At 66.5% G+C, this 2,472-nt stretch carries 2 protein-coding genes; both read right to left on the bottom strand.

Features of this window, described 5'->3' with window-relative positions; genetic code table 11:
• Positions 1 to 122: 122 nt before the first annotated feature.
• The gene (gene istB / locus ACFWZ2_RS43510; RefSeq protein WP_384555343.1) at positions 123 to 896 is read right to left on the bottom strand and encodes an IS21-like element helper ATPase IstB; all 774 of its coding nucleotides are present in this window, start codon (positions 894 to 896) and stop codon (positions 123 to 125) included.
• Positions 893 to 2,314: an IS21 family transposase gene (gene istA, locus ACFWZ2_RS43505; RefSeq protein WP_384555342.1), complete on the bottom strand. Its 1,422-nt coding sequence runs from the start codon at positions 2,312 to 2,314 to the stop codon at positions 893 to 895. Before istA ends, istB begins: the two co-directional genes overlap by 4 nt.
• Positions 2,315 to 2,472 lie beyond the last annotated feature (158 nt).

Genomic DNA, 2,472 nt, shown 5'->3' with positions numbered 1-2,472 from the left:
TGTCGGCGTACTAGCTCATCTGCAGAGCGAAGTACGGGCTCAAATGCAGAGGTGTGTACGAAGTTTTGGCCGGGTCGAGGGCGTCAGCCCTCGACCCGGCCGTGTGGGGTGAAGCCGCAGATTCAGGCGGTCGCTGCGTCACCGCCGTCGATCGCGAAGAGCTTGTTGCGGAGCCGGTAGCTGTTGCCGTTGATCGAGACGACTTCGCAGTGGTGCAGAAGGCGGTCGAGGATCGCGGTGGCCAGGACCTCGTCGCCGAAGACCTGTCCCCACTCGCCGAAGGTCTTGTTCGAGGTCAGGATGACCGAGCCCTTTTCGTAGCGTCTCGAGATCAGCTGGAAGACAAGGTTGGCCTCCTCGCGGTCGAGCGGAAGGTAGCCGACTTCATCCACCACGAGGACGTCGGGTCGCTGATAGAGCCGCATCTTGGCGGGCAGGCGGCCGATGGAGTCGGCCTCCTTAAGCTGGCGGACCATGTCGTCGAGGCTGGTGAAGTAGACGGTGAAGCCGGCCCGGCAGGCCGCGACGGCCAGGCCGACGGCGATGTGGGTCTTGCCGACGCCGGGCGGTCCCAGCAGGGCGACGTTGGTCTTCGTCTCGACGAACGACAAGGCGGCCAGGTCCCGGACCTTCCGGGGATCGAGATCGGGCTGGAAGGAGAAGTCGTACTCGTCCAAAGTCTTGTGGTGCGGCAGGCGGGAGAGCCGCAGTCCGGTGTGAAATCTGCGGTCGTCACGGATGGCGAGCTCTTCGGACAGGGCAAGGTCGAGGAAGTCGAGGTAGCCCATCTTGCTGGCGTCCGCCCGCTGGATCAGATGCTCCAGGCTGGTGGCGGTGTGGGGCAGGCCGAGCTTGGTGGCGGTGGACCGCAGTCGGGCGGTGACCAGTTCACTCACGCGGTGTCCTTCGAGTCCGGGGCGATGTGAGGACGGGGCTTGGGGCGGGTGCCGGCGATGTCGTCGTAGAAGGACAACGGCCGCTTTCCCACCGGGACTTGGGCGGCGGCAGACCGGTTGAGCAGGTTCTGCAGCGGGCTGTCGGAGGGGGCGGCCTGCCGCGGCCGGACGGCGAAGTCGGGAACCTGCGTGGTGGTGTGACGGCCCGTGCCATCAGGCAGGCCGTCCCAGTGCGACTTGTCCACGACCCAGGTCCCGCGGGCATGCGCTCGCGGATGGACGGCCAGCAGTGTGGACCCGCTCAGGTCCGGCGCCAGCAGATGCAGGGACACGGTGTCGCCCCCGACCCTCACCTCGATCAACTGCCGCGGGCGGACTCTTCGGGCCGGCACCGAATACAGGCTGGCCTCGAAGGCCACCAAGCAGTCCTTGCCGACGTGCCGCAGGTGGCGGTCGGCGACGAGATAGGGCCGCTTCGGCAGCGGCCGCAGGGCGGCGTGATCCCGCTCGGCCCGCAGGCCGATGACCTCCAGATGCGTGCGGTGAACCCGCGCCCGCCGCAACGGCACCCAGTTCACGAAGGCCGCGTCCAGCTCGATGACCGAGCCGAAGGACCGCCCGGCCAGCACATGATCGCGGACGATGGTGACCTGCCGCTCGACCCGCCCTTTGCCCTGGGGCCGGTAGGCAGCCAGAACATCGATGTCGAAGTTGTAGTGCCCGGCGAACGCAACCGCCTCCGGGTGCAGCGGGACCGCTTCGCCCGGAGCGACATGGCGGCGCACGACGGTCTTGGTCCGGTCGTAGACGATCGTCTTCGGGACCCCGCCAAAGTGCGCGAACCCCCGCCGGTGGCAGTCCCAGAACGTCGCCAGATCCATCGATGTGGTGAAGCAGCAGAACGGATCCCGCGAGTAGGACAGGACCATGTGGAAGGAGTACACCTTCTTGATCCCCACCGCAGCGAGGACGTCTCCCTCGTCTCCCCAGTCGACCTGGGCCTGAGCCCCCGGGATCACCTCGAACCGGCGGTGCAGACCGGTGAGTTCGTCGGGACCGATCCCGAGCTCCTCCATCACCTGTGGCCGGGCCTGCTGCAAATACAGCTTCACCCGCTGGTAGTTGCCGGTGAACCCGTACTGGTCGACGAGCCGTTCGTGGACCACCGTCCCCTTCAGCGTGATGTCGGCCCGCAACCAGGCATCGATCACCGGCTTGAACGGCTCGATCACCTGACCGTGACAGCCCTTGCGCGACGGACCCTTCGGCGGCACCACCGGCGGCGGAGCCTCGATGTACTTCTTCACGGTCCGCCAATTCAGCCCGGTCTCCCGAGCAATGGCGGAAATGCTCAGCCCTGCCTCATGCAGAGCACGAAAACGGCGCAGATCCATCCAACGCTCCGAGTGCAGGATCATCGAGACGGGACACCCTTCGCCTCCTCTCACCTCGCGCGATGGCTGTCCCGCCCGCAGTCCCTGTACTCACGATCCGCGTACGACACGCCCAAGATCAACCCGATCGAGTGTGTACGTGAGCCCGTACCCGCCTATGTGCATGAGCTTGTACGCCGACA

The sequence above is a fragment of the Streptomyces sp. NPDC059002 genome, from assembly GCF_042740435.1.
Taxonomy (GTDB): Bacteria; Actinomycetota; Actinomycetes; order Streptomycetales; family Streptomycetaceae; genus Streptomyces.
Note: the sequence above shows the minus strand (reverse complement) of the source record. Positions and strands in the feature narration are given on the sequence as shown.

Coding starts and splice junctions, on each gene's coding strand:
- istA (WP_384555342.1), bottom strand. CDS start 2,314: ATGATCCTGCACTCGGAGCGTTGGATGGATCTGCGCCGTTTTCGTGCT.